The organism is Haloarcula nitratireducens, from assembly GCF_019599505.1.
The window spans coordinates 383,316-410,247 of the sequence record NZ_RKLT01000002.1 but is presented as its reverse complement, the minus strand read 5'-3'; the positions used below and the strand labels follow the sequence as shown (position 1 = coordinate 410,247).

Here is a 26,932-nt window from a genome sequence, read left to right as displayed (position 1 = left end):
AGAATAGAAGATGGCGCTCACGGGGCGCTTCGCCGGGCGAAACCGGGTGTCACTCGCTGCCGACCGTCTGTTCGAACTCCTGTATCGCGGCGTCGCTGCCCGCGACGAACACGTCGTCCTCGGACGCTATTTCGGTGGTCGGTCCCGTGTGCGTTCGCCCGTCTCGAGCGATGCCGACGACCGTCCACCCGTGCCCGCTATCGGCACGCACGGCCGAGAGAGACCGTCCAGCGAACGGGGCGGCGTTCGTCCGGACGAGCCGTATCTGATTGACCGGGTCCATCACCCGCTCGCCGTGCGCTTCCGCGGCGGCGAGTCGCGCACAGACGCGCTGAATCGAGAGGACGTAGTCGGCACCCGCTCTGAACGCCGCGGTCGCTTTCTCCGTATCCGTCACCCGAGCGAGGACCTCTACGTCGGGCGCGAGCGACCGGGCCATCGCGATAGTCAGGAGCGCGGTCGCGTCGTCGTCGACCGTAACCACGAGCGCCGAGGCCTCTTCGAGGTCGGCCGCGCGAAGCGTCTCCGGTTCGGTGACGTCGCCGACGACGTCGGCTCCGGCGTCCGGCGACTGGTCGATAGTCGTCACCTGTGCGTCGTCGGGGAGCGCGTCTCTCGCGGCGACGCCGCCCTCTCCGAGTCCCGCTATCGCGATGCGTGAGTGGACGGAATCACGAGGTCGGCGAACGCCCGCCACCTCGCTCGCGACTTCGTCTATCGACTGTTCGGGACCGGCGACGACGAGAACGGAGTTCGGTGTAAGCCGTTCGTCCTGTGAGGGTTGCAGGCGTAACTCGCCGTCGAACCACCCCGCGACCAGCGTCAGGTCGGGATGGTTGGCGAGCGGAGACTCGCCGACTCGGACGCCGTGGAGCGGACTCCCTCGACGGACGAGAATTTCGCGAATAGCGATGTTGTCTCCGGAAGACTGCGTCTCGATGGTCACCGGTGTCGTCGCCTTCTCCGCGAGGCGTTGACCGATGAGAACGTGTGGCGGAACGCTCCGGTCGACGCCGATCTCCGCGAGCGCGGCGCGCCGACGCGTCGACGTCGTGAAACTGAGCACCCGCAACTCCTCGTTCGCTTCGAGCGCGGTCAGCACCACGCTCGCCGTTCGGTCGCCGGCGTCGGTAATCAGTAACGCGGCCTCCCCGATGCTCGCCCGGTCGAGGTCGCGGCGCTCCTCCGGGTCGCCGTTGATCGCCTGATACCCGTCGTCGGAGAGCCGCTTCGCTTCCTCCTCGTCGTCTTCTATCAGCACGTACCCGACGTCGAGTGCCTCCAGTTCGTTGAGCAGCTCCTCGGTGTCGCGCTCGTATCCCGCGATGACGACGTGGTCGTCTTTGACCGAGAGGCGGTCGTCCAGTTTGAGCGGCGTCCGTTCGAACAGGGGGATGATGAGAACGCGAAGCGTGACGAAACCGACGACGACGCCGGAGACCTGCATCACAGAGACGAACAGGTTCATCGCCGGTGACGTCCACGGCGCGTCCGCGCCGTACCCCGTCGTGGTCATCGTCGCGATGACCGTGTTGATCGCCTGAAAGACTGAGCGCGGGCGGTTTTCGAGCGTCCGCATCCCCCGGAGATAGAGCACCGTAAAGGAGACGATGAGCGCTATCAGACCGGTACCGTAGACGAGTATCAACCGCTGGCGCCCGGTCAAATCGCGCGGATGGAACCCCTCGAAGTCCGACAGTTCACGCATTGGAATCAGTTACCATACGTCGCGCTGCGGCCCCACTAAACCCATCGCCTGCCTATCTCACCGCGCCTCATCGTTCCGGAAGGGTTAAAAATCGGCCTCTCCTCTCTCCGGTTGCTATCGCACGGGCCGGTGGGGTAGCCTGGTATCCTTCGGCCTTCGGGTGGCCGTAACCGCGATTCGAATTCGCGCCGGCCCACTTTTGTGCCGCGAACAAATCGTGAGCGGCGCACACGCAACAGGCGCGATTCGGAGTAGACCAGAGGCAGTCCACACAGCGAAGCGAGCGGGAACCTCTGGACGTAATTCGAATTCGCGCCGGCCCATTTTCCACGGTACGACACCGACGAGCGTAGCGAGTCGGCTGTACAGCGATAAGTAAACCCAAGCGACTTCGAGCGGGGACGTTCCCACGCCAAACAGCGGCTTACCGGCGAGTTAGTCGTCGAATCGCTTCGCCGCCCACGCTGTCCCGGCCACCCAGTCCATCTCCTCTGCGTCGGAGAACTCGGTGTGCTTGTCGACGTATCCGTCGAGCGGGTTGTCAGGTATCTGCTCTACATCCGCTCTCGACCGGATCTCCCACGGGCTATGGGACCAGAATTCCTCTATCGACTCGAAGTCCGTGTACTCCTGCATGAACTCTCGGGTGAACAGCTCGGCTAACGAGAGCCTGTCTGTCTCTCCGGTCGCTTCGGTGCCCTCCACGTACGATTCGAATTGTTGGTCGGTAATACATATTACTCTTGTAATGTAAAATGGCGCGGACGTCGGCCATAATATATCCTCTCTCCCCGTAACTGCCCGGACCGCACTCGGCGGAACGAAGAGACTACGTAGCGACGCTCACTCGGCTCTCGAACCGTTCGTGTTCGTTATCTCGACGAGCGAGGCGGATTCCGGCTCTAGCTCCGCGTCTTGTCCGGGCAGCGTGAAGTGGAAGGTCGTCCCCTCGCCGACGGTGGACTCGACCCAGATGTCGCCGCCGTGTCGCTGGACGATGCGGTCGCAGATCGCGAGGCCGATCCCCGTCGAGTCCGCCTCGTCCACGCCGCTGGCGTCGCCGTAGAACGCGTCGAAGACGTGGTCGACCTGGTCTTCGGGGATACCGATGCCGTCGTCTTCGACGGTGAACTGCCAGACGTCTCCCGCGCGGGTCGCGTCGACGTAGATGTGCGGGGCCTCCTCGTTGTACTTGATGGCGTTGCTAACGAGGTTCTGGAACAGCTGGACGAGCTGGTCGCTGTCGCCCGTGACCGTCGGGAGCGGCTCGCTCTCGATCTCCGCGTCGGCTTCCTCGATGGCGACTTCGAGGTTGCGCTGGACCGTCGCGAGGACGGATTCGCAGTCGACCGCTCTGAACGGGTCGCCCTCGCGGTCGATGCGCGAGTACGTCAGCAGTTGGTCGATCATCCCCTGGAGGCGACGCGCGCCGTCGACGGCGAAGTCGATGAACTCCGTGGCGTCCTCGTCGAGTTCGTCGCTGTAGCGGTGTTCGAGCAACTGGAGGTAGTTGCGCACCATCCGCAGCGGCTCTTTCATGTCGTGGGAGGCGACGTAGGCGAACTGTTCGAGTTCGGCGTTCGAGCGCTCCAGTTCGTCGACCACCTGATCGAGTTCGGCCTGTTTCCGTTCGAGTTCGGCCTGCTTCTGTCTGAGGTCGCTGATGTCGCGGGCGATACCGCAGATGTATCGCGGTTCGCCGTTTTCCGTGACCAGTGACACCACGAACTCACAGGGGGTGCGCTCACCGTCCGCGGAGACGAGGTCGTACTCGCCGGTTGTGTGACCCTCGGTGAGGACCGATGCGAGACTCTCGAACGCGTCCTCTCGGTGTTCCTCGGCAATGAACGCCATCGGGTCGCTCTCGGCGAGTTCCTCGCCGCTGCGGCCCGTTATCTCCTCGAGACGGGTGTTCCACTCGACCATCTCGCGGTTGACCGAGAACACGAAGAACGCGTCGAGCAGGTTGTCGAGAACCGACTTCATGAACTCGGGGTTGTCCCAGAGCGGCGTGTCCCGATAGTCGTACCCCGGCTCTCCGCCGGTGTCGTCGGTGACCGAGCCGAGGTGTGGACTCGACTCCGAGACTAACTCGGCGACGGCCGTCGGCACCGCGTCGGCGTCGGTCGCGACGCGGTCACAGCGGGCCGTGGGAGAGTTGGGAGAGTCGAAACGGTTGGAACAGTCCCCGTCGTAGACGACGATCGGTAGCGTCGGGAGGTTCTCGGCCACCCCGTCGAGGAACAGGTCCCGACCTGCGGGTTCACCTGCGTATACCGCACAGTCGAAAGCGGTTCCGCCGAGGCGCGCGAGGGCGTCCTCGTGCGTGGCCGCGAGACAGACGGTGAAATCCGTCTCGTGCGCTTTGAACGCGCGGATCGGGCTCATCGTATCGCCGACGTAGAGAACGTGAAGTGACGGCGTCATCGACCTGTCACGGAGAGGTTAGTGCCTGCGGAGTTAACTATTATTACGGATTATCGGAGAAGTCGGTAACCGACCGGCCACTTACCAGCGGGTAAGCGGGTGCAGTTCCTGTACGGTTAGCTGACACTTATGGGTGGAAAGCGGGCAAGATGTGATTAGACAGGGCCTAACCGATGTCATCCACGCAAACCACCCAAAACGACGCACGAACCGCGACCGTTGCAGAAGCTCCCGACCGTTGCATCGACGAGCTGGCCGAGCACATGTCAGCGAACATCTGCAAAGGGTTCATCACCCACGACGACCGCCAGCGCGAGGCGTGCGTCGAGGCGTTTTTCGAGGTCGACCGCTATCAGTTCCCCCACCTCTCCGAGGCGGAGGCGCGTCGCGCGGCGACCGCCTACGTAGACGCGCTCTGGGCGAAAGACGACGTCGAAGCGCCGTACGTCCTCGAAGACGGCTCGCTCGACCGCGAATCGCTCGACGACGCCGACTGGAGTCCCGTGGTCGAGTGTCTCGAACGCCGCGCCGACATCGTCGGGATGCCCCGCGAGTACGCGACGGCGACGACCGACGGCTGGCGCAAACACAAGACCGGCGGCGACTACTGGACCCCTCACATGCGCGCCCAACTCCACGAAGTCCGCGCGGCACTCGACGACACCGAGTACCCGCACAAGCGCGGCACCAGCCGGCACGGCCTCGGTCCGCTTCCCGCTCGCTACCTCGTCGGCATCGAACTCCACGACATGAAGAGCGAGGAACACTGGGAGGAAGCCGTCGACGTCATGCAGTCCTACTTCGCGGAACTGCTCCGCACCCAGCGCGACGACTGAGCGCGATTACCTCGCCGTAACCGAACGGTAACTCGGTCAGATACGGGGCGAGCGGGGGAGCGCGGTCTCTCTAACTTTCCGGTTTTCTCGAAACTTTCGACCGGTGATGCGTCTCGGAACCCGGTCTGAAAGCGGAGCGCGCCCGCTGCAGCATCGACCTCTCTAGAACGCCGGGCCGTTCCTACTGATTCTACGCTGCTCGCTGACGGAGGATACCTACCGGTAATCCTTCTCGAGCACCGTCACCCGGCGTCGCCGCCGAATAAGGGGACCGGCCTACGATTGAGAGGCCCGCGAGTGACGTTTCTACGGGTCTCTCGTCGCTCGTCTCGGAGCGGCGTCTGCCCGCGCCAGCGGAGACGGAAATCCGCCCGCTGACCGCCTTCCGCTCCGCCCGCCGCTGTTTTCGAGTACACAACTTATAAGTGTGTATGGGGAAAACAAAAGATTAGACAAGTCTAATAATCGGCTTCGTTTCAACTATGTCACAGGATCTACACGGCGGACGAGCGATGACGCGACGGGACGCCCTCCTCGCCGGCGGCTCGGCGGCGCTGGCGGGATTGGCTGGGTGCACGGCGCTGCCGAGCGCACCGGCACAGACCGGGGACGACAGCGACGAAAGTAGCGACGGCCCGGTCGCCGTGGCCTCCTTCTTCAGCTTCTACGACTTCGGCCGGCAGGTCGCAGACGGCACCCCACTCACCGTGGAGAACCTCGTCCCGACGGGGCTGCACGGCCACGGCTGGGAGCCGAACGCCAGCATCACGCAGCGCATCATTGAGGCGGACGCGTTCATCCACGTCGGGGAGGACTTCCAGCCCTGGGCCGACCGGGCTATCGAGACGCTCCGGGGCGACGACGTGGACACGGCGCTGATCAACGCTCGAAAGGGGGTCGAGTTGGTCGATTTGGCGGCATCGCTGGACCGCGACGAGGAGGGGGTCGGCTCCCAGCGGGGGCAAGACCCTCACTTCTGGCTCGACCCCCAGCGCGCGAAAACGGCGGTCGACAATATCGCCGAGGGGTTCGCCGACTTGCTCCCGGAGCACGCCGACGCGTTCCGGGAAAACGCCGAGGCGTACAAGTCGGAGGTGCTCCAGCGCATCGACGAGGACTACGAGGCCATCTTCGAGGCGGCCGACCGCGACATCGTCCAGCTGGCCGCGCACAACGCCTTCCAGTACATCGGCGTCCGTTACGGCGTGGAGATGCGGCCGCTGGTGACGAACCTCGCCGCGAGCGGCGACGTCAAGCCCGCGGACATTCGCGAGGCGACGCGAGTCATCCGGGAAAACGACATCCGCTACATCGCGAACGGGGTCTTCGAGTCCCAGCGCCCCGCTCGGCAGCTCGTCCGGGAGACGGACGTCGAGGCGTACTTCCCCGTGACCCCGTACGCCGGCGTCGTAGAGACGTGGGTCGAACGAGACTGGGGCTACCGGGAGATCGCCTACAACATCAACATGCCGACGTTCTCCATCGTACTGGGCAACGAAACGCCCGAGGCGGCCGCCCCGTCGCCCGGGTGGGTCGACAAGTGGCGGAACTTCGAGTCGATATGAGTCCGCAGGACGCGGAGTCGGCGACGGAGATACCGAACGCCGGGGCAGCCGCCGAGGACGACGCCGACACGCACGAGACGGCCGAGTCCGTCATCGACCTCGCGAGCGTCACCTTCGGCTACACGGCGACACCCGTGGTCGAGGACGTCTCGCTGGCCATCGACCCCGGCGAGTACGTCGCCGTCGTGGGGCCGAACGGCTCCGGGAAGTCGACGCTGATGCAGCTGATGTTAGGCCTGCTCGAGCCCGGTACGGGTACGGCGCACTTGTTCGGCGAGCGCGCCGACCGCTTCGACGACGGCGAGCGGATCGGCTACGTCGCACAGAACGCTAACGCCGCGAAGAAGATGCCCATCACCGTCCGCGAGGTGGTGAAGATGGGGCGGTTCCCGCACGTCGGGTTCGGCCGGCTGTCGAGCGAGGACTGGGCCATCGTCGACGACGCGCTCGCGACCGTCGGGATGAGCGAGTTCGCCGACCGGCGCGTCACGCAGCTCTCGGGCGGCCAGCGCCAGCGCGCGTTCATCGCCCGGGCCTTAGCGAGCGAGGCCGATCTCCTGGTGCTGGACGAGCCGACCGTCGGCGTCGACGCCGAGTCGGTCGACGCCTTCTACGACCTCCTGGCGGCTCTCAACGCCCGGGGCATCACCGTTCTCCTCATCGAGCACGACCTCGGGGCGGTCGTCGAACACGCCGACCGCGTCGTCTGTCTGAACCGCGAGGTCTACTTCGACGGCCCGACCGACGAGTTCGTCGAAAGCGACGCGCTGGCCCGGGCGTTCGGAACCGAGACGCGGTTTGTCACGGGGGTTGACGGATGAGCGCGGACGCGGCGGCCACGCTCGTGACGGCCCTCCTCGCTACCGCGGACCTCTCGCTCGCGCTCCCGCTACAGAGCGGGGTCGGCGCCATCGGCGACCTCGTCTTCGGCGTTCTCCTGTGGGTCTTAGAGCAGTGGTACTGGCTGATGGATTGGGTGTATCACTTCACGAGTCTGGAGATGCTGAACCCGCGGTACCGGTTCATGCACCGAGCGATACTCGTCGGGCTCTGCGTCGGCGTGATGGCGCCGCTCATTGGGACCTTCCTCGTCCACCGTCAGCTCGCGCTCATCGGCGACGCGCTGGCTCACACCGGGTTCGCCGGGGTCGCCATCGGCCTGTTCCTCAACGCCGTCATCGACCTCGGAGTGTCGCCGTACCTCACGGCGGTCGTCGTGGCGATGATCGCCGCGCTGTTCATCGAGCTCATCTCCGAGGTCACGGACGCCTACAACGACGTCTCGATGGCGATCGTCCTGTCGACCGGGTTCGCGCTGGGGACGACGCTCATCAGCCTCAACGCGGGCGGGCTCGCCGTCGGCATCAATCAGTTCCTCTTCGGCAACCTCTCGACGGTGTCGCCCCAGAGCGCGGCGATTCTCCTGGTGCTGTTCGCCGTCATCGTCGGGACGGTCGCCCTGACGCGCAACCAGCTCCTGTACGTCACCTTCGACGAGACCGCGGCCGCCGTCTCCGGCATCTCGGTCAACTGGTACAACCGGGTGATGGTGATGCTGACGGCGATGGTCGTCGTCGGCGCGATGCAGATCATGGGCGTGATCCTCGTCGCTGCGATGCTCGTGGTTCCGGTGGCGGGCGCGACCCAGGTGTCCCGAAGTTTCTCCGAATCTCTCGTCATCTCGGTCGCCCTCGCTGAGCTCGCGGTGTTGCTGGGCATCGCCGTCGCCTACTACGGCGGCGTCACGGCCGGTGGGGCCATCGTCCTCGTCGCCGTGGGAATCTACGTCTGCGCCGTCGCGCTGGGTAAGATTCAATCTGCCCGCGGTGAACAGACGACGCCCGACATGGGTAGCATCGAGGCCGATAGCGCCGATGTCGGCACCGGCACGGGGAACGACTGACGCCCACGCGGACGACGTGCTATCGGAGCCCGGAGCGCTTTCGGCTATAGCGCGTCGAGAACCGAGCGACGGCGCGGCGAGCCAGCACCGGTAGGCGTTCGAAACCGGAGGAGCCGCGACTTCGGAAGGCTCTATCGTCCCGCACACGACTCACCCCTCGTCTCTGCCGACGAGGCCGGCTCTCTATAGCTGGTCTCGTCGGCAACGAACCCGACACACGTAACCGCTCCCGACGAGATCGCTACGTATGCGCCAGTTCGTCGTCGTCGGTCACGACGCCCCGACGACACCGGAGTTCTCGCTCGACGACCTCGCCGGAGCCGCCGGTCGCTTAGACGTGCTCTGTCGCTGTGTCAACAGCGCCTTCTTCCTGAGTCACGACATTCGAGCGGACGTTCGCACCCACCTCGTGTTGGCCGACGAGTACACGGTCACGTTCGAGGGCGGCGACCTGCGGCGGCTCAACCCCGACGAGCGGTCGACGGCCGCGCTCGTCCGGAACGCCCTCGAAGAGCGCGAGGAGACCATCGGCCACGTCCCGGTCGAGACGTCTCCCGGCGTCTCGCTGACTCGACGCGGGTTCGAGGGGACGCTAGAAGACGCGGCCCGCGACAGCACCGTCGTCCAACTGCACGAGGACGGTGACCCGGTCGTCTCCGTCGACCCGCCCGCGAATCCGCTGTTCGTCCTCTCGGACCACCACGATTTCACCGAGCGCGAAGCCGAACTGTTGGCCGAGCGAGCGGCCGAACGCGTCTCGCTCGGCCCCGAGCGCCTCCACGCCGATCACGCGATCACCGTCGCTCACAACTACCTCGATACCGACGGGTTCAGCGACTACTGACTCATCGCCCGGAGAAACGCTTTTGCGAGCGTGCCGACGAGGGAAGCCAAGCGATGACCGTTCGGTTGCCACTGTTGCCGCGCTGGCTGCGATGGAGCGTCGTCGCCCTCGTCGGCGGGTTCATCTTCTACACCTCCATCGTGACCGCTCCGCCGGAGACGCCGATAGATTACGCGCGGCTATGGGTGGATATCGCACTGGACAAGTGGCGACACTTCGTCGCGTACGCGGTGCTCGCCGGAACGTTGGCTTACGCAACCGACGACTGGTCGCTGGAGCGGCGGGGGATTGTGCTGGCCGTCGTCTCCGTCACCGTCCTGTACGGCGTCGGTATCGAGGTCGGTCAGTCGTTCCTCCCCGGTCGGTACTTCTCACTCGGTGACGCCCTCGCGAACGCCGTGGGCGCGCTGCTGGTCGCGCCGTGGTACCTGCTCCGGCGATACGTTACGTTCGTCGGCGTGCGGTCGTGGCTCCGACTGTTCGCCCCCCATAGCGGTCGCTGATGCGACGTTTCGGCCCGGTTATCGTCGGCTCCCCGCTATCTGGAAGCTCAGGACGGCGGTGGCGAGAGCGAGGAGCGCGAGTCCGGCGAGCGGCGTCGCTGCGAGCGGGTTCCCCATCTCGATCGCGTCGATCGCGATAAGGAGACCGAGACCCAGGAGCAGCATCGGCGTTCGGAGGACGAGCGCCTCTCGGAGCGGCAGTGAGGACGCGGCTGGTTGCTGTCGAAATCCCCGCATAACGGTAGGTACAGAGTCCGGACCAGTCGTGCTCGTCAGTGGCTCGCTCAGGAGCCGAGCCACCGGACGATGGCACCGGCCAGCAGGACGAGTGCGCCGGCGATGAACGTGCCGGGAAGCGGGATCACGAACAGGATAGCGCCGAACACGAGAACGAGAGTGGATGCTTTCATTCCGCCCCATCTTCGGACGGGAAACGGGTACACTTTGTGGCCGGGACCGTCACCGGTTTGGCGGTTCCGGTCCCAGTCTCCGACATGTCAGACGACCTCGCCTGGGAGACGCTCGCGGCCGAGACGGCCTACTCCTGTCCGGGTTTCGACGTGGTTCACGAGGACGTTCGTCTCCCGGACGGGAGCGAGACCGACTTCGACTTCCTGCGGGAGGGCGACAGCGTCGTGATACTGCCGTTCACCGGCGACGGCGACGTGGTCGTCATCGAGGAGTGGCGACAGGCCGTCCACCGGCTCAACCGCGGGCTCCCGGCCGGGAGCGTGGAGGGCCACGACGACGAACCCGCGGCGGCCGTCGACCGCGAGCTCCGCGAGGAGACCGGCTACGAGGCCGACTCGGCGGCCCATCTCTACACCGCCGAACCGGCCAACGGCTACGCCGATTCGGTCTTTCACTACTTCGTCGCCGAGGGCTGTGAACCGACCGCCGAGCAGGACCTCGACTTCAACGAGTCCATCCGCGTCGAGACGGCGGCGTTCGAGGAACTGGTCGAGAGCGTCCGGTCGGGGGACCTCCGGGACGGGCGCTCGGCGGTGGGTATCATGTACTACGCGCTGTTCGAGGAATGAGCGACTCGGACGGGGAACACAACTCTTAGGCGCGCGCCCCGCCCACGACGGACAATGACCAACTTCGAGGTCCGCGCCTACGACGCCGCGGGTCGGCTGGGCGAACTGACCGTCCCGCGGGCCGGCGTCACCGTCGAGACGCCGACCATCCTCCCCGTGGTGAACCCGCACGTCCAGACGGTCGAGCCGTCGACGCTCGAATCGGAGTTCGGCGCGGAGATCCTCATCACGAACAGCTACATCCTCCACGGCTCCGACGATTTACGCGACCCCGCGCTGGACCGCGGCCTCCACGACCTGCTGGACTTCTCGGGCGCGATCATGACCGACTCCGGGTCCTTCCAGCTCTCGGAGTACGGCGAGATCGACGTGACGACCGAGGAGATCCTGCGGTTCCAACGGGACATCGGGAGCGACATCGGGACGCCCGTGGACATTCCCACGCCGCCGGACGTCGACCGCGAGCAGGCCGAAGCCGAACTGGCGACCACGCAGGAGCGACTCGAGCGCGCAGTCGACGCGGACACCGGCGAGATGCTCGTCACCGCCCCGGTCCAGGGGTCGACGTACCCCGACCTGCGCGAACGGGCCGCGAGAGACGCCAAGTCGACGGGACTGGACGTGTTCCCTCTCGGGGCGGTCGTCCCGCTGATGAACGAGTACCGCTACGCCGACCTCGCGGACGTCGTCGCCGCCTGCAAGCGCGGCCTCGGCGAGTCCGGGCCGGTCCACCTCTTCGGCGCGGGCCACCCGATGATGTTCGCCATGGCCGCCGCGCTGGGCTGTGACCTCTTCGACTCGGCGGCGTACGCCCTGTACGCCCGCGACGACCGCTACCTCACCGTGCGAGGAACCGAGCACTTAGACGACATGGAGTACTTCCCCTGTCAGTGTCCGATCTGTACCGACCACACGCCCGCGGAACTCGCCGGGATGGCCGAGAAGGTCCGGGGCGAACTGCTCGCCCGCCACAACCTCCACGTCACCTACGGCGAGATACGGACCGTCCGACAGGCCATCCGCTCGGGGACGCTCCTGGAACTGGTCGACGCCCGCGCTCGCGGGCACCCGACGATGCTCGACGGCTACCGCGCGCTGCTGGACCACGCCGAGCAACTCGAACGAACCGACCGCGTCTCGAAGGGGACGTTCTTCTACACCTCCGCCGAGAGCGCGCGTCGACCCGAGGTCCTGCGCCACCACGAGCGTCTCGACCGCTTCGATATCGACGGCGACGAGGTCTTGCTGACCGAGGGCGGGTCGAACGACCGCTACGACGAGACGTGGGGGGTCCGCCCGCCATTCGGTCCCTACCCGCGAGATCTCGGCGACACGTACCCCCTGACCGCGGAGGTTCCCGACCGAGCGGACCGGGTGGCCCACGAAGCGGCGGCCGACGGCGTCGCCCGCCTCGTCGAGTTGCATCCCGACGTCTCGTTCACGCTGGTCCACGACGACTGGGCGGCGACGGCGCTCGAGCGGGTTCCGGAGCGGGTTCGCCTGCGGGACTTGCACGCGAGAGAGTAGCGAGGGACGCGCGACTGGAAGGAGCGCGGTCCTCGAGTCGGAACGAGAAGCGAAGCGAGCGGTAACGACCCGTCTGCCGACGGCTTCTCGTCCGCGTAATCGAGTCCGGGGCGTACGTTTATCCTGTTCTACGTCTAACCAATTCATGGTATGTCACAGCAAGTCACGAAAGAGCTCGAAGTCGACGAGTACACGCTCGGGCTGGTCGGCCCGGAACAGGAGTGGGCCGGGACAGTCGCCGACGGCGGAACGATCAGAACGCACACGCCGCCGGCCTGCTGGGGGCCGATGATAACCCCGGAGTTCCGGGGCGGCCACGAGGTAACGAAACCCATCCGCGTCGACGGCGCGGAGGTCGGCGACGCCATCGCCGTCCGCATCAGGGACATCGAGGTGACGAGCGTCGCCACCAGCACCGGGTCGATGGCGGAGCGCGAGGGCGCGTTCGGCGACGATCCGTTCGTCGACCACGAGTGTCCCGAGTGCGGTGCCGAGTGGCCCGAGAGCGTCGTCGAGGGGACCGGCGAGGAGTCGATCCGCTGCGCGGAGTGCGGTGCCAACGCCTCCTCGTTCGCCTTCGAATACGGCGTCACCGCGGTGTTCGACCACGACGGCGAAGTCGGGCTGACGGTCGACAGCGAGGCCGCACACGGCCTCGCCGAGCGGGCGGACGAGGCGATGGCGCTCCCGGAGAACTCACGCCAGCACCCGATCCTGCTGTACGAGCCGTCGGAGATGCCCGGGACGCTCGGCCACCTCCGACCGTTCCTCGGTAACATCGGGACGACGCCGCCTATCGAGCTGCCGGACTCGCACAACGCCGGGGACTTCGGGCAGTTCCTCGTCGGCGCGGACCACGACTGGGGCCTCGACAGCGAGGACGAACTCGCCGACCGCACCGACGGCCACATGGACATCAACGCCGTCCGCGAGGGGGCGATACTCCTCTGTCCCGTGAAGGTCGACGGCGGCGGAATCTACGTCGGCGACATGCACGCCAACCAGGGCGACGGCGAACTCGCGCTCCACACCACCGACGTGAGCGGCCGCGCCGAGTTCGAGGTGGAGGTCATCGAGGGACTGGACATCGACGGGCCGGTCCTCCTGCCGAACGAGGAGGACCTGCCCCACATCGCCAAGCCGTACACGGACGAGGACGTCGCGGCCGGGGAAGCCCTGGGCGAGGAGTACGGCGTCGACGTCGAGACGGACATGGGGCCGATTCAGGTCGTCGGGTCCGGCGCGACGGTCAACGACGCCACCGAGAACGCCTTCGACCGGGCGGGCGCGCTACTGGACATGTCCGAGGGCGAAGTCCGGACGCGCTGTACGTTCACCGGCGGCGTCGAGATCGGCCGCCTGCCGGGGGTCGTCCAGCTGACGATGCTCGCTCCGATGGACCGCCTCGAGGATCGCGGTATCGCCCACCTCGTCCGCGAGCAGTACGACCGCTGACGCCTCGGACCGACCGGGCGGAGCCGAGACGCACTTCCCGGTCCGGAGCGTGGGTTCGGGTATGAAGAAGTCGCTCGACGAACACGCGGACCGCTTCTCCGACCACGCCGCCGACTACGACGAGAGTCAGGACTCCCCCGAGTACCGCGCCTGCGCGGACCTCGTCGTCGGACACGCCGATCCCCAGTCGGACGACGTAGTGCTCGATTTGGGAACCGGCACGGGCGCCATCGCCCTCGGCGTCGCCGAGGCCGCCGAGTCGGTCGTCGGCCGGGACATCAGCGAGGGGATGCTCGAACAGGCCCGCGAGAAAGCCGGCGAACAGGGCGTCGAGAACGTCGAGTTCGGCGAGGGCCGCTTCCGCGACCCGGCGGTGCCCGAGGGCGTCGACGTGGACATCGTCACCTCGAACTTCGCCATGCACCACCTGGGCGACGACGAGAAGCGCGAGGCCATCGACGTCATCGCCGGGCTGGAGCCGCGCCGAATCGTGCTTGGCGACGTGATGTTCTTCGGCGAGCCGAACCCCGACGACCCGTTCTACAGCCCCGAGGTGGACGATCCGGCGACGGTCGGCGTACTGGCGGACGCCTTCACCGACGCGGGCTACGCCGTCACGGCCGTCGAGATGGTCTCCGATCAGGTCGGCGTGCTGGTGGCCGAACGGCTGGACTGAGCCGCACCCCGCTCAGGGGACCGGTCCCGAACACCGCCGTGGCAAGTGCTTGCCTCGGACTTTTCCGCGTGATAGCCGAACTACGGCCGGGTACGATAGTGGCCGCTGAAACCCTCGCACGCGCGTTCGGGCGGTACTCTCGACGAGTGCGCTTTCGGTCGCTCCTGTCGTCCTGGACAGTCCATGGAACGAAACGACATCGACTCTGACGGCAGTCCGGAGAAGGCGTCGACGTCCATCTGGCTCGATGGGTCGTCGCCGACGACCTACGACCAACTGGATCGGGACCTCTCGGTCGATACCGTCGTCGTCGGCGGCGGTATCGCCGGCGTCACGACGGCGGCGAGGCTCAAAGAGGCCGGCCAATCCGTCGCGGTCGTCGAGCGAGACCGCATCCTGACCGGGACGACCGGGCACACGACGGCGAAGCTCACCTCGCTGCACGGGCTGCGATACGACCACTTGCTCGAACACTTCGGCGAGGCGGAGGCCCGACAGTACGCCGAGGCGAACCAGGCGGCCATCGACGAGGTGGAGGCGACCATCGAGGCGCGCGACATCGACTGCGAGTTCGAGCGGACGCCCGCCTACACGTACGCGACGTCGCGCGACGGCCGCGGGGACGTCCGCGACGAGGTCGACGCCGCGAGGCGGGTGGGACTACCGGCCACCTACACGGAGTCGACGCCGTTGCCCTACGACGTCGAGGCGGCCGTTCGCTTCGACGAGCAGGCCCGGTTCGACCCCCGAAAGTACCTGCTCGCCCTCGCCCGGGATATACCCGGCGACGGGAGCTACGTCTTCGAGGACACGAAGGCCCTCGACGTCGACGACGGGGACCCGTGCCGCGTTCAGACCGAGTACGGCGACCTCACCGCCGACGACGTGGTGATGGCCACCAACTTCCCGTTCGTCGACCGCGCGCTCTACTTCAGTCGCCTGTATCCGAAACGGTCCTACGTCGTCGCGGCGCGGGTGCGCGACGACCCCGTCGAGGGGATGTACTACCACTCGGAGGAACCGTACTTCTCGGTGCGTCCCCGCCCGGGCGGGGACGAGTCGATGGTGCTCGTCGGCGGGCAGAACCACCAGACCGGGCAGGGCGGCAGCACCGAGGAGCGGTACCGAGCGCTCGAACGGCAGGCACGCGAGCGCTTCGACGTTGAGTCGATCGAGTACCGCTGGTCGACACAGGACTACACCGCCGTCGACGAGGTCCCCTTCGTCGGCCCGCACACGCCCCGCTCGGACCACGTCTACGTCGCGACGGGCTTCGGCGGCTGGGGGCTGACCAACGGCGTCGCCGCCGGTCGCCTCCTCTCCGAACTCGTCCTCGGTCGGGAGCCGTCCTGGCGGGACGTCTACGACCCGAACCGCCTGCAGGTGGGCGCGTCGATGCGGGCGTTCCTTCACTACAACGCCGACTCGATGCGACACTTCGTCGGGGACCGCCTCGAACCGTCGCCGGCCGAGAAGGTCGGTTCGCTGGGCCGGGGCGAGGGGACCGTCGTCAGGGACGGCGCGACGCCGGTAGGCGTCTCGCGGGACGCCGACGGCGAGTTACACGCCGTCTCCGCCCGCTGTACGCACCTGGGCTGTCTCGTCGAGTGGAACGACGGGGAGCGCTCGTGGGACTGCCCGTGTCACGGCTCCCGCTTCGACTGCGACGGCGACGTGCTCGACTCGCCGGCCGTCGAGGAACTGGATGCGGTCGACCTCGACGACGTGTCGGTGTCGGACGACGAGTCGGCTACCTGAGGTCCTCAGTCGTACACTTCGCCGAAGGCGTTCCGGGACCCGAGCCACGTTCCCAGCGACAGCCCGTAGATGGCGTGACCGACGTGGAAGACGAGCTTCTCGTCGTATTCGATCGACTCGTCGAGGACGAACGGGAAGACGACTTTCGTCCCGAACACGGACATGAGGAGACTGTAGACGAATCCGGTGACGAGCCCGCCGCGCAGTCGTTCGTCTTCCCCGTCGAAGCCGAACCGGCCGAACCCGACCCCGAAGAGACCGCCGCCGACTGCCCCGTAGAGAAAGTGCAACAGCAGGCTCTCCGCGAAGTACTCGTCGGCCTCCCCGCTCCCGACGTACTTCGCCCAGAACTCCGCCGTCGGCGGCAGCGCGCGGAAGAGCGGGAGCCGGTACAGCGTCATGACCGCCGTGGCGATGAGCCCGCCCTTGACACCGAGCAGCGCCGCGCGTCCCGGCGTCAGTCGCTCCGAGTCGTTCGTCTCCTCGTCCGTCGGCTCCGTGACTGAACCCGTCCGAATGAGGTCGGTTATCTCCACACGGCGGCTACCCTCGGACGCGATAAGAGCGTGCGGCAGGCGAGGGCAGGGACGTCAGCGCCGGCGTTCCAGTCGCGTCCCGTCCCGCGGGCAGTAGTCGAACTCGGCGGCTTCGGTCTGGAACCCGCACTGCGGGCACTCCCGGACTTCGCGCTCGGATTCGCCGCCCAACCCCCGAAACAGGAACGGGACGAACGGGAGAAAGAGGAAGACGAACAGGCTGTCGAAGTACCACCACAGCGCCGCAGTGACGAACAAACTCGCGAGGAGGCCGACGAGTGCCGTCGCGGTTCGAGAGCCGACCATAGTCGTCGTTGCCGACCGATGGGGAAAACCCCACGGACCTCACCCGTCTCGGTCTTCCGAACGAACGCCGCGGCGGTAGCGGACGTCGGTTCCCGCGTCTTCCTCGACGAGGCGACGTTCGGCCGCTCGGTACTCCTCGGCGAACGCCGACAGCGCGTCGCGGAGCGACTCGTCCTCGAACTCGGTGCTCACCGTCTCTTCGGCCGTGGCGCTCCGGAACTCGCCGCTGACGCTGACTTTCACAGTCTCGGTTTCGGGCGCGAGAGGGATTACGCTTGCCCGGTCGCCGACGGCGGTTCCGGGCCAAAGGCAAGATAGTTGGTCGCGCGCGGCCGACGACTCCCCATGACCGACTACTTCGAGGTCCACGAGCGCGACGGGGCCGCGCGACTGGGCGAGTTGCGCCTCGCCGAGTCCGTGACGACGCCGGCGCTGGTGGACGACGCGGACGCGACGACGCCGGGCGACGTCCACCCCGTTCTCGCCGACGCGGGCGGGCTCTGGGCCGAGTCACAGGAGCGGCCCGAGGGCGACGACTCGCGGGTGACGATACTCCCCCATCGGGGCCTGCCCGCCGGGACCCCCGACGAGGTCGAAGACGCCTTCGCCAGTTCCTACCCCGACGTCGACTACCCGAGCGCCGCCGTCGTCTCGCCGCGGACCGCGACCGACCACGACAGCGACGCGTACGTCCTCTCGGGCGCGCCGGGCTACGTCGGCCACGCGGCGGCGTTCGTCGACGCGGTGACGACCACGCGGGAGAACACCCCCGCCGACACCGCGCTGTATCTCCCCGGCGTCGCCACGCCCCGCAACGTCGCCACGCTCGTCTACGCGGGCGTCGACCTGGTGGACCCGGATCGCGCCGTGATTCGCGGGACCGAGGGCCGCTACTTGACGACCGACGAGGCGTACTTCCTCGAAGACTTGGAGGAGTTGCCCTGCTCGTGTCCCGCCTGTCAGGTGCCTCGCGAAGAGTTCACTCGCGAGGACTGCGTCGCTCACAACGTCAACGCGCTCGCGGCGGAACTCCGGCGGGTCCGCCGCCGGATTCGGGACGGCCGCCTGCGCGACTACGTCGAGGGGCAGGCACGACAGGACAACTGGCTGACGGCGACGGTACGCCGACTCGATCAGGAGTACGGCTACGTCGAGGAGCGCACGCCGCTCATCCGCCGCGCGCAGCTCTCGGCGGCCACCGAGGACGCCATCCGACGCGTCGAGATCCAGCGCTTCGCCGAGCGCGTCACCGAGCGGTACGTCCCGCGATTCGACGACCGGCCGCTGGTCATCGTCCCCTGTTCCGCTCGCAAGCCCTACAGCGACTCGCAGAGCCACAAGCAGTACCACGACGCCGTCCACTGGCGCGCCCACATGGTGTCTATGACCTCTCCCATCGGCGTCGTCCCCCAGGAGCTCGAACTCACCTACCCCGCGCAGCACTACGATTCGGTGGTGACCGGTCGCTGGAGCGCCAACGAGATCGAGTTCGTCTCGCGGGTGCTCGAACGCTACCTCGAAGACGCCGACTACCCCGAGATAATCGCCCACGTCCCCGGCGAGGGCTACCGCGACATCTGCGAACGCGTCGAGGCCTCGCTCGGGCTGGACTTCAGCTACACCGTCACAGATCACCCGACGACGGCCGATTCGCTCGGGAATCTGGCGGCCGAATTGGAGGGGTGGGACACCTACCGGAAGTCCGCCCGCGAGGCGAACACCATCCGAGCGGTCGCCGACTACCAGTTAGGTGAGGGAGCCGGCGACGAACTGTTCGGAGACATCCAGACCGCGGGGCGGTACCCGCAACTGCGAGCGGAAGACGAGGACGGCGAGCAACTGGCGACGCTGGCCCAGCAGTACGGCGTCCTCTCCTTTACCACCGCGGGCGCGCGCCGCTGGGCCGAGAGCGACGTGCCGACCAAGACCGTCGAAATCGAACCGTTCGTCCCCCACGGCTCGGTGCTCGCGCCGGGCATCGTCGACGTCAGCGACGACGTCCGCGTCGGCGACGACGTGGTGGTGCGCGGCGACGCCGCCTTCGGCGTCGGCCGCGCGGAGATGAGCGGCCCGGAGATGCAGTCCTCGACGCGCGGCATCGCGGTCCAGATGCGCCACGTCGAAGAGCGGTAGGCAGCAATCGCTCCGTTGGCCGATGGAGGACCGGTCCGTGGACCGGTCGACTTATCGCCCGAACTCACTAATTCCCCGTATGACCCGGACGGCGACGCGACGACACTTACCCGCGATAGCGTTCGCCGTCGTCCTTCTCGTCACGTCGCTGCTCCCGACACCGGAGAGCGCCGGCGGACAGATCCCGGCGCTGCTCGGTATCTCGCCGGATAAGTGGGTCCACGCGTTCAGCTACGGGGCGCTCACGGGGTTGCTCGCGTGGGGGCGAACTGCCCGGCGGGTCACCGTCGTCGCCGCGCTCGCGGGTATCGCCGTCGCCTACGGTGCCGGCATCGAACTCCTGCAGGGGCTGGTCCCCTCCCGAGGGACGAGCTGGCTCGACTTCCTCGCCAACGCGGTCGGCGCGGCCCTCGCCGGCGCGGCGTGGCTGTGGTACCGGCGGTGAGGAGATCTATCCGCGTCGATACTCAGTCGGCCCCGTTTCGCTCCCAGTTCGCCGAACGCTCGCCGAGAGAGTCCATCGTTCCCGAACGGAGGTGCGCTCCCGTGAGGACGGCGAGCATCGACCCGAAACTGAGACAGAGCAGTCCCAGTGCGATAGCGACCTCGAACAGCGGTTCACTTGCGGATGAGAGTAGCGAGTACATCGGCGGCGAGTGTGCCTCTACTTCTTCGGTTAGCGTCGGAACGTACATTCCTTTCGGTATTGGTATAATTACGAATCCCCTACGTTTTAGCATGACAGACGATTTTTGATAGGTCTTGTTCGGGACTTCTGAGTTCTATAGAGGTATTTTAGGGTATATTCGAAATCGGTATGGAAGCTCGTAATCAGTCGCCGAATCGACTAATAGTTGGGATTCTAATAATAAGTCGCGGTCGGTAGCGAGCGGTCGAAGCGGATTTACGCGCCCGCCGGTTACCCCGGCACAATGAGCAAGCCCAGTCCCGACGTCTACGAGCAGGGCAAGGGCATGGACGCCCACAACTCGGTGATGCGCGAGGTGCGCTCGCGCAACGACTCGACGTACGACCCGCGGGAACCGACTCGCGTCTGGATAGACGAGGACAACACGCCGAGCGGGGTGTACCAGAGCCTGACGATCATCTTGAACACCGGCGGCTGCCGGTGGGCGCGCGCCGGCGGCTGTACGATGTGCGGCTACGTCGCCGAAAGCGTCGAGGGGGGCAGCGTCGCCCACGAGGACCTGATGGCCCAGATTCAGCACTGTCTGGACCACGAGGCCGAGAACGCCGACGGGAAATCCGGGCTCATCAAGATCTACACCTCCGGGAGCTTCCTCGACGAGCGGGAAGTCCCCGCCGAGACGCGACGGGCCATCGCCGATACGTTCGCCGACCGCGAGCGGATCGTCGTCGAATCCCTGCCCGATTTCGTCGAGGAGGAGCGCGTCGCCGACTTCGTCGACGTCGGCCTCGACACCGACGTCGCCGTCGGCCTCGAGACCGCCACCGACCGCGTGCGCCACGACAGCGTGAACAAGTACTTCGACTTCGCGGACTTCGAGGACGCTTGCGAGGAGGCCGAAGACGCGGGCGCAGGCGTCAAGGCCTATCTCCTGATGAAGCCGCCGTTCCTCTCGGAGTCGGAGGCCGTCGAGGACATGAAACGCTCGGTGAGGAGGTGCGCCGCCGTCGACGGCTGTCACACCGTCTCGATGAACCCCTGTAACGTCCAGCGCTACACGATGGTCGAGGAGCTGTACCACGACGGCGGCTACCGCCCGCCGTGGCTCTGGTCGGTCGCCGAGGTGCTCGAATCGACCGCCGACGAGGACGTCATCGTCGTCTCGGACCCCGTCGGCCACGGCAGCGACCGCGGCCCGCACAACTGCGGCGACTGCGACGACCGCGTCCAGCGCGCCATCAAGGACTTCGACCTGCGACAGGACCCGAGCGTCTTCGAGCAGGTCGACTGCGAGTGCGAGGCGACGTGGGATGCCGTGCTGGAGCGCGAATGCAGTTACTCGCTCCCGCTGGCACGATAGAGAGAGCGAACTCCACCGATATCTCCAGTGTCGCCGTCAGAGCGAGGCGTCGGGCGCGTGCTTCTCGCGCATCCGCTCGGCTTCGCTCGCGTACCGTTCTCGCGTCGCTTCGTCATCGACGTTCCCGAGGTTACCGACTTCGACCTCCATCGAAACCGGCGTCTCGCGGTGGTCACCCGTATAGGAGGTCAGCGCTCGCTCCTTCCGGAAGTCGCGCCGGCCGTCCGGCGTCGCGTAGGTGAGGATGATGAGGTTCTGCTCGTCGTCGGAGTAGGTCCGTTCGACCAGCCACACGCGCGCCGTCTCCGTCGTCCCGCCCGCCTCGTCTGTAGGCATATCGAACGGTACGTCGCACCGGTGGATGAGTCTGGTGGCGATTCTCAGACGCCGAGAAGAACCCTTTCACTTTCACTTCGGTAGGGTGGTGCTTTTACCTCTCCGGTTCCATAGCACGTTCTAGGGGCCGCGGAACCTGTCACACGCTCCACTGGCCCCGTCCTATCCTTTGCTCGACTCCGAAGCCACCGCAAAAGCAGCGATGCGTCTCTCGTAACGTCAGTCCGCGAACCCCTGGAGAACCGGCCGGCCGTCAGTGCGACCGAGGTCTTCCAGCGACGCGCGCTCGGGGTGGGGCATCATCACGGCGACGTGGTCGCGCTCGCCGGTGACGCCCGCGACGGCGTGTTTCGAGCCGTTGGGATTCGATTCCGGGGAGACCTCGCCGTCTTCGTCGCAGTACCGGAAGAGGATTCGGTCGTCGGCTTCGAGCTCGTCGAGCCGCTCGTCGTCGATCTCGTAGCGGCCCTCGCCGTGGGCGATGGGCAGTTCGACGACCTCGCCTTCCTCGTAGTGGCTGGTCCACGGCGTGTCGGCGTTCTCGACGCGGAGGTGGACGTGCTCGCACTGGAAGCGCGCGCTCTCGTTGGTGGTGAACACGCCGGGGGTGAGCGCGGACTCACAGCCGATCTGCGCGCCGTTGCAGACGCCGAGTACGGGCGTCCCCGCGTCGGCGGCCTCGCGGACCGCTTCCATGATGGGCGAGCGAGCGGCCATCGCGCCGGCCCGGAGGTAGTCGCCGTAGGAGAACCCGCCGGGGAGCATGATGCCCGACACGCCCTCGGGCAGACCGTCCTCGTGCCAGACGAGTTCGGCGTCGAAGCCAAGCGACTCCAGGGCCTGCACGGAGTCGCGGTCGCAGTTCGACCCGCCGAATTGAATCACTGCGATCGTCATCCGGCCTGTTCGACCTCCACGTCGTAGTCGTGGATGGTCGGGTTCGCCAGCAGGCGCTCGGCCATCTCCTCGGCGCGCTCGGCCGCCCCGTCGGCGCTCTCGGCGTCGAGGTCGATCTCGAAGCGGTCGGCCGACCGGAGGTCGTCGAGTTCGAACCCGAGGCGTTCGAGTTGGCGCTGGGTGGTCTCGGCCTCCGGGTCGAGGACCCCGCGCTTCAGCCGAACGGTGACGGTGGCGGTGAAGGCAGTCATTACTCGGTGGCGGGCGTGCGGCGGAGAAAACGCTTGTGTTCTGGGGCAGCGCGAGACTTTTGGTCTCGCGCTATGGCGAACGGCGACGAAGTCGCCGTGAGCAGCGCGTGGTCGGGAGATTATCTGTCGGTTCCCACTCACCGTTCACGGATAACGCGGAACCTTGCGGTCCCACGCCCAAAACGAAGCCTTTTGCATCGCCCCCGCAGAAGAGGGTGGCAATGAATCGCTACACCGTAGGGAGGTGGCAGGCGTGACTCGCGGCTTCACCGAGATAACCGTCGTCGGCGACGACGACACGGGGCTCATCGCGGAGGTCACCTCGCTCCTCTTCGAGCGCGGCATCAACATCGAGGATCTGGATCAGGCGGTCCGCGACGGCGTCTTCCGGATGACGATGCACGTCGACACCGCCGACATGGTGACGACCGAGGAGAAGCTCCGCGAGGACCTCACCGAGTTGGGCGACGAGTTGGGCGTCGACGTGCAGGTCCGATTCCCCGCCGACCGCGAGACCCAGTCTATCGCCGTCCTCGTCACGAAGGAGTCGCACTGCCTGGAGGCGCTGTTCGAGGCGTGGGCCAACGGCGACCTCGGCGCGGACATCGAGGTGGTCATCGGCAACCACAGCGACCTCGAACCGCTGGCGAAGAAGTACGACGTGCCGTTCCACGACATCGGCGACGAGAAGGGCACGCCCGACGAGGAACAGCTGCTCGAACTGCTCGCGGAGTACGACGCCGACCTCATCGCGCTGGCTCGGTACATGCGCATCCTCTCGCCGGACGTGGTGTTCCGCTACGAGAGCCGCATCATCAACGTCCACCCGAGCCTGCTCCCCGCCTTCCCCGGCGCGTCGGCGTACATGCAGGCCATCGAGGAGGGCGTTCGCATCGCCGGCGTCACCGCTCACTACGTGACGACCGACTTAGATCAGGGGCCCATCATCACCCAGCGAGCGTTCAACGTCCCCGACGACGCCACCGAGGAGGATCTCCAGCAACTCGGCCAACCGCTCGAAGCCGAGGCGCTCATCGAGGCCATCAAGCTCCACCTCAACGACGAGGTGACGGTCCACCGCGGCCGGACGAAGCTCCGCGACCCCGAGGAGACCGACGTGCAACTCGGCGCGCCCGAGACGCTCGATAAGGAGAACCCCGACCGTCCCATCGACGGACTCGGGGAGTTCGTCGCGGGCGAGGAACCGGAGTCTGAGGCCGAAGCGGACGACTAGCGTGATTCGAGTGCAGCGAGAATCACGACAACGCGAGCGGCGAAGCCGTGAGCGATAATAGCGCAATAGCGAGGGTCTGACCGAAGGGCAGACCCTCGAACGTCGAGCGGGGAACGAAGCGACCCGTGAGACGCGTGATTCGAGCGGAACGAATCACGACGAGTGTCCGACGCTACTGGAAGTCCTCGCCTGCGGAGCGGAAGCGAGCGGCTAACGCATCTCTCGCGCTCTTTGTACGGGACGTCCGCGGCCGTAGACGACGCGTTACAATACCCGAACGGCGGCGACTGTCGTCAGCCGTGTCACAGACGACCGACCGCTACCGAACCGGTATCGCCCCGCTCGACCGAGAGCTCGGCGGCGGGATTCCGGCGGGGAGTATCGTCGCGCTCACCGCGCCGCCGGCCAGCCAGTCCGAGCTGTTGCTCTACGGAATGGCGGCGGAACATCAGACCCTGTATCTCACCGCCGAACGGACGACGCTGTCGGTACGGACGGCGATCGAGGACAGCGGCTGCGACCTCACGCGCGTCAACGTCCACGCGGTGGACCGCGACACCCCGCTGACGGACGCCCTCGAATACGTCCGCCGCTTCGACTCGACGTCGGTCGTCGTCGTCGACCCGATGGACGTCATCGAGCGGCGCGACCCCGCACAGCTCAGGGAGTTCCTCGTCACGCTCCGCGGTCGCTTGCTCGAAACCGACAGCGTCGCCGTCTTGCACTGTCTCGACGGCCGGAAGGTGCCCGACCAGCGCGACCGAACGACGTACATGGCCGACGTCGTCTTCGATTTGCAGACTCACATCGACGGTGACCGAGTCGAGAACCGGCTATCGGTCCCGAAGTTCCGCGGCGGCCCGGCGCTGACCGAGGCGATGCGATTGGAACTCACGGAGCGAATCGTGGTCGATACGAGCCGCGATATCGCCTAGAAGTCCCGGACGGCGTCGACGGCCTCGGGGAGTGGGGGGGCGTCGAAGACGTCGCCGCCGACGTAGGCGTTCGTCCCGGCGCAGTAGAGGTCGCGGACGGCCGCGACGACGGAGTCGTCGAGCGGTTCCGGCGAGCGCTCGCAGAGGGACTTCCAGTCGGCGACGTTCTCCTCGTTGGCCCGGCGCTTGGCGTCGCTGACGGCGTCCACCCACTCGGGCTGGGTGTGTTTGTGGTACTGGCGGACGACCTCCTTCGAGACCTGCTGGCCGTCGTAGGAGAAGCGGTTCTCGTCGAAGGTGCCGACGACGTCGGCCACGCGGACCTGGCCCTCGTGATAGAGGCACTCTATCTTCCCGTCCTCGTGGACGAGGTCGGCCTCGGCGGCTTGGTCGGTGACGATGTGGTTGACCGCGAGCGCGAGTTCGGCCAGTTGGTCGACGTCCGCCGCGCCCGCGATGCGGTCGGCCTCCTCGCGATCGAGGTAGCGGTCCTGCTCCTCGTACTTCGTGGAGAACTCGACGATGGGTTCGTCCAGGTCGACCGGTTCGACGGGCCACTCGTCGTACTTCAGTCCGTGGTCGCTCGGCTTCGTACGCGACCGCAGCGAGGAGCCGACCGGGACGCGGTTGCGGAAGACGACCTCCAGCGGGACGAGGTAGTTCTGCCCGGCGTCGTCGTGGAACGACTCGTAGTCGTACGTTCCGTTCTCGAACGGGAGGTCGGGCACCTGCGTCAGCGAAATGACCATCTCCGCCGGCACGTCGCCGGTCGACAGCGCCTCGCCGAGGTCCAGCACCTCGTCGCTGCCGTCGACGCGGACGCCCTCGTAGTGGGTCGGGATGTGGTTCTCCTCCAGCAGTTGGAAGTTGAACGCGCCCATCGCACACAGCGAGGCCCCCTTCTGCGGGATCTGGTCCGGCATCTTCCCCCAGTCGAACACCGAGTAGTCGTCCGTGAACACGAACGCCCCGCGGCCGAGGTCCGTGGTTGTCGCGGGTTCGTCTACGCGGAACTCCTTGACGCTCGTCATTGGCGTCGCTTCGCATGGGGGGACAAAGACGTTTTCACTTGCGACTGCTCGGTACGGGCCGTCGGAGTCGCCCGTTCAGCCCCGGCGTCGGCGGGACCGCTCGCTTGTGTGCCGTCCGTCGGTACATCCTCGCCAGTCGCTCGGCCGTCTCCGAGTCCAGATCGAGCCCCTCCGCGGCCGCCGCGATCGGGAGGTCTCGGTCGACGAGGCGTTCGAGAAACGGATCGATGGTCCCGTAGGGCGCGCCGAGGTCGGCGGCGTCGGTCTGGGCGGGGTAGTCGCCGGCGGTCGGTTCCGCCTCGACGATGCTCTCGGGGACGCCGAGGAGCTCGGCGAGAGCCCGGACCTCCGTCTTGTAGAGGTCCCCGAGCGGACAGAGGTCCGCCGCGCCGTCGCCGTACTTCGTGAGGTAGCCCAACAGGAGTTCCGAACGGTTCGACGTCCCGAGGACGAGGCGGTTCGTCCGGTTGGCGGCGTAGTACGCACACACCATCCGGAAGCGGGCGACGGCGTTGCCGAGCGCGCGGTCGACCGTCGGCGTTGCCTCGTCCGTTTCGTCCGGGTCGAGTGGCGGGGCGACGCGCTGGTCGAACTGGTTGAGCAGCGGCCGGAGGTGAATCCGCTCGAAGTCGATGCCGAGGTGGTCCGCGATCGCCCCGGCCTCCATCGCCGCCGAGGCGTCGGTCTTGTGACAGGGCAGGGCGAGACCGAGGACGCGGTCGCTGCCCAGCGCTTCGGCGGCCAGCGCCGCCGTCACCGTCGAGTCCAGGCCGCCGCTCATGGCGACGACGACGCCCTCTGCGCCCGCCGCTTCGACCCGGTCACGGACGAACTCGACGAGCGCCGATTCGACGGCCGTCGGATCGTCGGTCGGTGGCTGAGTTTCGGTATCGGAATACTGCATGTCATCGTCTCGAACCGAACGACCGTTTTCTTCCATAGGTGTAAAAAGCCGAACGGTGACATATACGACTGGTCCTTAAACAATTGATTGACTATTCCCGTGTGCCAATGTGTTGGTA

30 protein-coding genes and 1 tRNA gene are annotated in these 26,932 nt (G+C 66.8%); 17 read left to right on the top strand and 14 right to left on the bottom strand.

All coding sequences use genetic code 11. The annotated features are described in order from the left end of the window. Positions 1-49: 49 nt before the first annotated feature. Positions 50-1,708, bottom strand: coding sequence for a potassium channel family protein (locus EGH23_RS08825; RefSeq protein ID WP_220579630.1), 1,659 nt, complete (start codon positions 1,706-1,708; stop codon positions 50-52). Positions 1,709-1,831: 123 nt separating this feature from the next. Between EGH23_RS08825 and EGH23_RS08820 the strand changes: the two genes are divergently transcribed. Next, positions 1,832-1,904, top strand: a tRNA-Pro gene (locus tag EGH23_RS08820). A 239-nt stretch (positions 1,905-2,143) separates the two neighbouring features. On the opposite strand, the gene EGH23_RS08815 is transcribed toward EGH23_RS08820, so the two are convergent. Continuing rightward, the gene (locus EGH23_RS08815) at positions 2,144-2,413 is read right to left on the bottom strand and encodes a hypothetical protein (protein ID WP_220579629.1); all 270 of its coding nucleotides are present in this window, start codon (positions 2,411-2,413) and stop codon (positions 2,144-2,146) included. 138 nt (positions 2,414-2,551) lie between these two features. Then, the gene (locus tag EGH23_RS08810; RefSeq protein WP_220579628.1) at positions 2,552-4,135 is read right to left on the bottom strand and encodes an ATP-binding protein; all 1,584 of its coding nucleotides are present in this window, start codon (positions 4,133-4,135) and stop codon (positions 2,552-2,554) included. Positions 4,136-4,398: 263 nt separating this feature from the next. Here EGH23_RS08810 and EGH23_RS08805 point away from each other — a divergent pair, with 263 nt between their 5' ends. From EGH23_RS08805 to EGH23_RS08780, 6 genes are all read left to right on the top strand, one after another. Further along, positions 4,399-4,971 (top strand): hypothetical protein, encoded by a 573-nt coding sequence (locus EGH23_RS08805; RefSeq protein ID WP_220579627.1) that lies wholly within the window; start codon positions 4,399-4,401, stop codon positions 4,969-4,971. 512 nt (positions 4,972-5,483) lie between these two features. After that, entirely contained in the window at positions 5,484-6,536 is a 1,053-nt protein-coding gene (locus EGH23_RS08800; RefSeq protein ID WP_220579844.1) for a metal ABC transporter substrate-binding protein, read from the top strand. Continuing rightward, entirely contained in the window at positions 6,533-7,357 is an 825-nt protein-coding gene (locus tag EGH23_RS08795) for a metal ABC transporter ATP-binding protein (protein ID WP_220579626.1), read from the top strand. Before EGH23_RS08800 ends, EGH23_RS08795 begins: the two co-directional genes overlap by 4 nt. Further along, positions 7,354-8,439, top strand: a complete 1,086-nt coding sequence (locus tag EGH23_RS08790) for a metal ABC transporter permease (protein WP_220579625.1) — start codon at positions 7,354-7,356, stop codon at positions 8,437-8,439. Before EGH23_RS08795 ends, EGH23_RS08790 begins: the two co-directional genes overlap by 4 nt. A 247-nt stretch (positions 8,440-8,686) precedes the next feature. After that, on the top strand, positions 8,687-9,283 hold the full coding sequence (gene trmY, locus EGH23_RS08785) for a tRNA (pseudouridine(54)-N(1))-methyltransferase TrmY (RefSeq protein ID WP_220579624.1): 597 nt from the start codon (positions 8,687-8,689) through the stop codon (positions 9,281-9,283). Positions 9,284-9,336: 53 nt separating this feature from the next. Next, positions 9,337-9,786: a VanZ family protein gene (locus EGH23_RS08780; protein ID WP_220579623.1), complete on the top strand. Its 450-nt coding sequence runs from the start codon at positions 9,337-9,339 to the stop codon at positions 9,784-9,786. 18 nt (positions 9,787-9,804) lie between these two features. Here the strand turns inward: EGH23_RS08780 and EGH23_RS08775 are convergent, their stop codons facing one another. Then, entirely contained in the window at positions 9,805-10,023 is a 219-nt protein-coding gene (locus EGH23_RS08775) for a hypothetical protein (RefSeq protein ID WP_220579622.1), read from the bottom strand. Between the two features lie 47 nt (positions 10,024-10,070). Continuing rightward, positions 10,071-10,196, bottom strand: coding sequence for a hypothetical protein (locus EGH23_RS26815; RefSeq protein WP_268899420.1), 126 nt, complete (start codon positions 10,194-10,196; stop codon positions 10,071-10,073). A gap of 84 nt (positions 10,197-10,280) precedes the next feature. On the opposite strand from EGH23_RS26815, the gene EGH23_RS08770 reads away from it, so the two are divergent. The 5 genes from EGH23_RS08770 (at position 10,281) to EGH23_RS08750 (ending at position 16,242) form a co-directional block, all read left to right on the top strand. Next, the gene (locus tag EGH23_RS08770; RefSeq protein WP_220579621.1) at positions 10,281-10,826 is read left to right on the top strand and encodes an NUDIX hydrolase; all 546 of its coding nucleotides are present in this window, start codon (positions 10,281-10,283) and stop codon (positions 10,824-10,826) included. A gap of 54 nt (positions 10,827-10,880) precedes the next feature. Beyond that, on the top strand, positions 10,881-12,353 hold the full coding sequence (gene tgtA, locus EGH23_RS08765) for a tRNA guanosine(15) transglycosylase TgtA (protein WP_220579620.1): 1,473 nt from the start codon (positions 10,881-10,883) through the stop codon (positions 12,351-12,353). Between the two features lie 150 nt (positions 12,354-12,503). Continuing rightward, positions 12,504-13,808 carry an acetamidase/formamidase family protein gene (locus tag EGH23_RS08760; protein ID WP_220579619.1) on the top strand — a complete coding sequence of 435 codons (1,305 nt, stop codon included), beginning with the start codon at positions 12,504-12,506 and terminating at the stop codon, positions 13,806-13,808. A gap of 61 nt (positions 13,809-13,869) precedes the next feature. Further along, complete coding sequence (locus EGH23_RS08755) at positions 13,870-14,484, top strand: class I SAM-dependent methyltransferase (RefSeq protein ID WP_220579618.1); 615 nt, start codon at positions 13,870-13,872, stop codon at positions 14,482-14,484. Positions 14,485-14,667: 183 nt separating this feature from the next. Beyond that, positions 14,668-16,242 (top strand): FAD-dependent oxidoreductase, encoded by a 1,575-nt coding sequence (locus EGH23_RS08750; RefSeq protein WP_220579617.1) that lies wholly within the window; start codon positions 14,668-14,670, stop codon positions 16,240-16,242. Positions 16,243-16,247: 5 nt separating this feature from the next. Here EGH23_RS08750 and EGH23_RS08745 read toward each other — a convergent pair whose 3' ends face one another. Genes EGH23_RS08745 through EGH23_RS08735 form a run of 3 tightly spaced genes read right to left on the bottom strand, consistent with a single transcriptional unit; the run spans position 16,248 to position 17,327 of the window. Next, entirely contained in the window at positions 16,248-16,778 is a 531-nt protein-coding gene (locus tag EGH23_RS08745; protein ID WP_220579616.1) for a hypothetical protein, read from the bottom strand. Between the two features lie 54 nt (positions 16,779-16,832). Beyond that, a complete protein-coding gene (locus tag EGH23_RS08740) occupies positions 16,833-17,084 on the bottom strand; it encodes a hypothetical protein (protein WP_220579615.1) in 252 nt (83 codons plus the stop codon). Between the two features lie 39 nt (positions 17,085-17,123). Further along, complete coding sequence (locus EGH23_RS08735; protein ID WP_220579614.1) at positions 17,124-17,327, bottom strand: hypothetical protein; 204 nt, start codon at positions 17,325-17,327, stop codon at positions 17,124-17,126. Between the two features lie 102 nt (positions 17,328-17,429). Here EGH23_RS08735 and arcS point away from each other — a divergent pair, with 102 nt between their 5' ends. Together arcS and EGH23_RS08725 are read left to right on the top strand one after the other, a co-directional pair. Next, a complete protein-coding gene (gene arcS / locus EGH23_RS08730) occupies positions 17,430-19,217 on the top strand; it encodes an archaeosine synthase subunit alpha (protein WP_220579613.1) in 1,788 nt (595 codons plus the stop codon). A 79-nt stretch (positions 19,218-19,296) separates the two neighbouring features. Then, on the top strand, positions 19,297-19,662 hold the full coding sequence (locus EGH23_RS08725; RefSeq protein WP_220579612.1) for a VanZ family protein: 366 nt from the start codon (positions 19,297-19,299) through the stop codon (positions 19,660-19,662). Positions 19,663-19,684: 22 nt separating this feature from the next. On the opposite strand, the gene EGH23_RS08720 is transcribed toward EGH23_RS08725, so the two are convergent. Then, positions 19,685-19,912, bottom strand: a complete 228-nt coding sequence (locus EGH23_RS08720) for a hypothetical protein (protein ID WP_220579611.1) — start codon at positions 19,910-19,912, stop codon at positions 19,685-19,687. 237 nt (positions 19,913-20,149) lie between these two features. Here EGH23_RS08720 and EGH23_RS08715 point away from each other — a divergent pair, with 237 nt between their 5' ends. Then, a complete protein-coding gene (locus EGH23_RS08715; RefSeq protein ID WP_220579610.1) occupies positions 20,150-21,226 on the top strand; it encodes an archaeosine biosynthesis radical SAM protein RaSEA in 1,077 nt (358 codons plus the stop codon). Between the two features lie 36 nt (positions 21,227-21,262). Here the strand turns inward: EGH23_RS08715 and EGH23_RS08710 are convergent, their stop codons facing one another. The 3 genes from EGH23_RS08710 to purS form a co-directional block, all read right to left on the bottom strand. Beyond that, positions 21,263-21,562, bottom strand: coding sequence for a DUF7967 family protein (locus EGH23_RS08710; protein ID WP_220579609.1), 300 nt, complete (start codon positions 21,560-21,562; stop codon positions 21,263-21,265). Positions 21,563-21,781: 219 nt separating this feature from the next. Then, entirely contained in the window at positions 21,782-22,459 is a 678-nt protein-coding gene (gene purQ / locus EGH23_RS08705; RefSeq protein ID WP_220579608.1) for a phosphoribosylformylglycinamidine synthase I, read from the bottom strand. Continuing rightward, positions 22,456-22,710 carry a phosphoribosylformylglycinamidine synthase subunit PurS gene (gene purS, locus EGH23_RS08700; RefSeq protein ID WP_220579607.1) on the bottom strand — a complete coding sequence of 85 codons (255 nt, stop codon included), beginning with the start codon at positions 22,708-22,710 and terminating at the stop codon, positions 22,456-22,458. The genes purQ and purS overlap by 4 nt, the downstream gene beginning before the upstream one ends. Positions 22,711-22,954: 244 nt before the next feature. Between purS and EGH23_RS08695 the strand changes: the two genes are divergently transcribed. Together EGH23_RS08695 and EGH23_RS08690 are read left to right on the top strand one after the other, a co-directional pair. Next, a complete protein-coding gene (locus EGH23_RS08695) occupies positions 22,955-23,944 on the top strand; it encodes a formyltetrahydrofolate deformylase (RefSeq protein ID WP_220579606.1) in 990 nt (329 codons plus the stop codon). Between the two features lie 299 nt (positions 23,945-24,243). Next, positions 24,244-24,879 (top strand): RAD55 family ATPase, encoded by a 636-nt coding sequence (locus EGH23_RS08690; RefSeq protein ID WP_220579605.1) that lies wholly within the window; start codon positions 24,244-24,246, stop codon positions 24,877-24,879. Here EGH23_RS08690 and EGH23_RS08685 read toward each other — a convergent pair. Continuing rightward, complete coding sequence (locus EGH23_RS08685; RefSeq protein ID WP_220579604.1) at positions 24,876-25,910, bottom strand: phosphoribosylaminoimidazolesuccinocarboxamide synthase; 1,035 nt, start codon at positions 25,908-25,910, stop codon at positions 24,876-24,878. The two genes, EGH23_RS08690 and EGH23_RS08685, sit on opposite strands and share 4 nt — an antisense overlap. Positions 25,911-25,944: 34 nt before the next feature. Further along, entirely contained in the window at positions 25,945-26,814 is an 870-nt protein-coding gene (locus EGH23_RS08680) for an NAD+ synthase (protein ID WP_236044712.1), read from the bottom strand. Positions 26,815-26,932 lie beyond the last annotated feature (118 nt).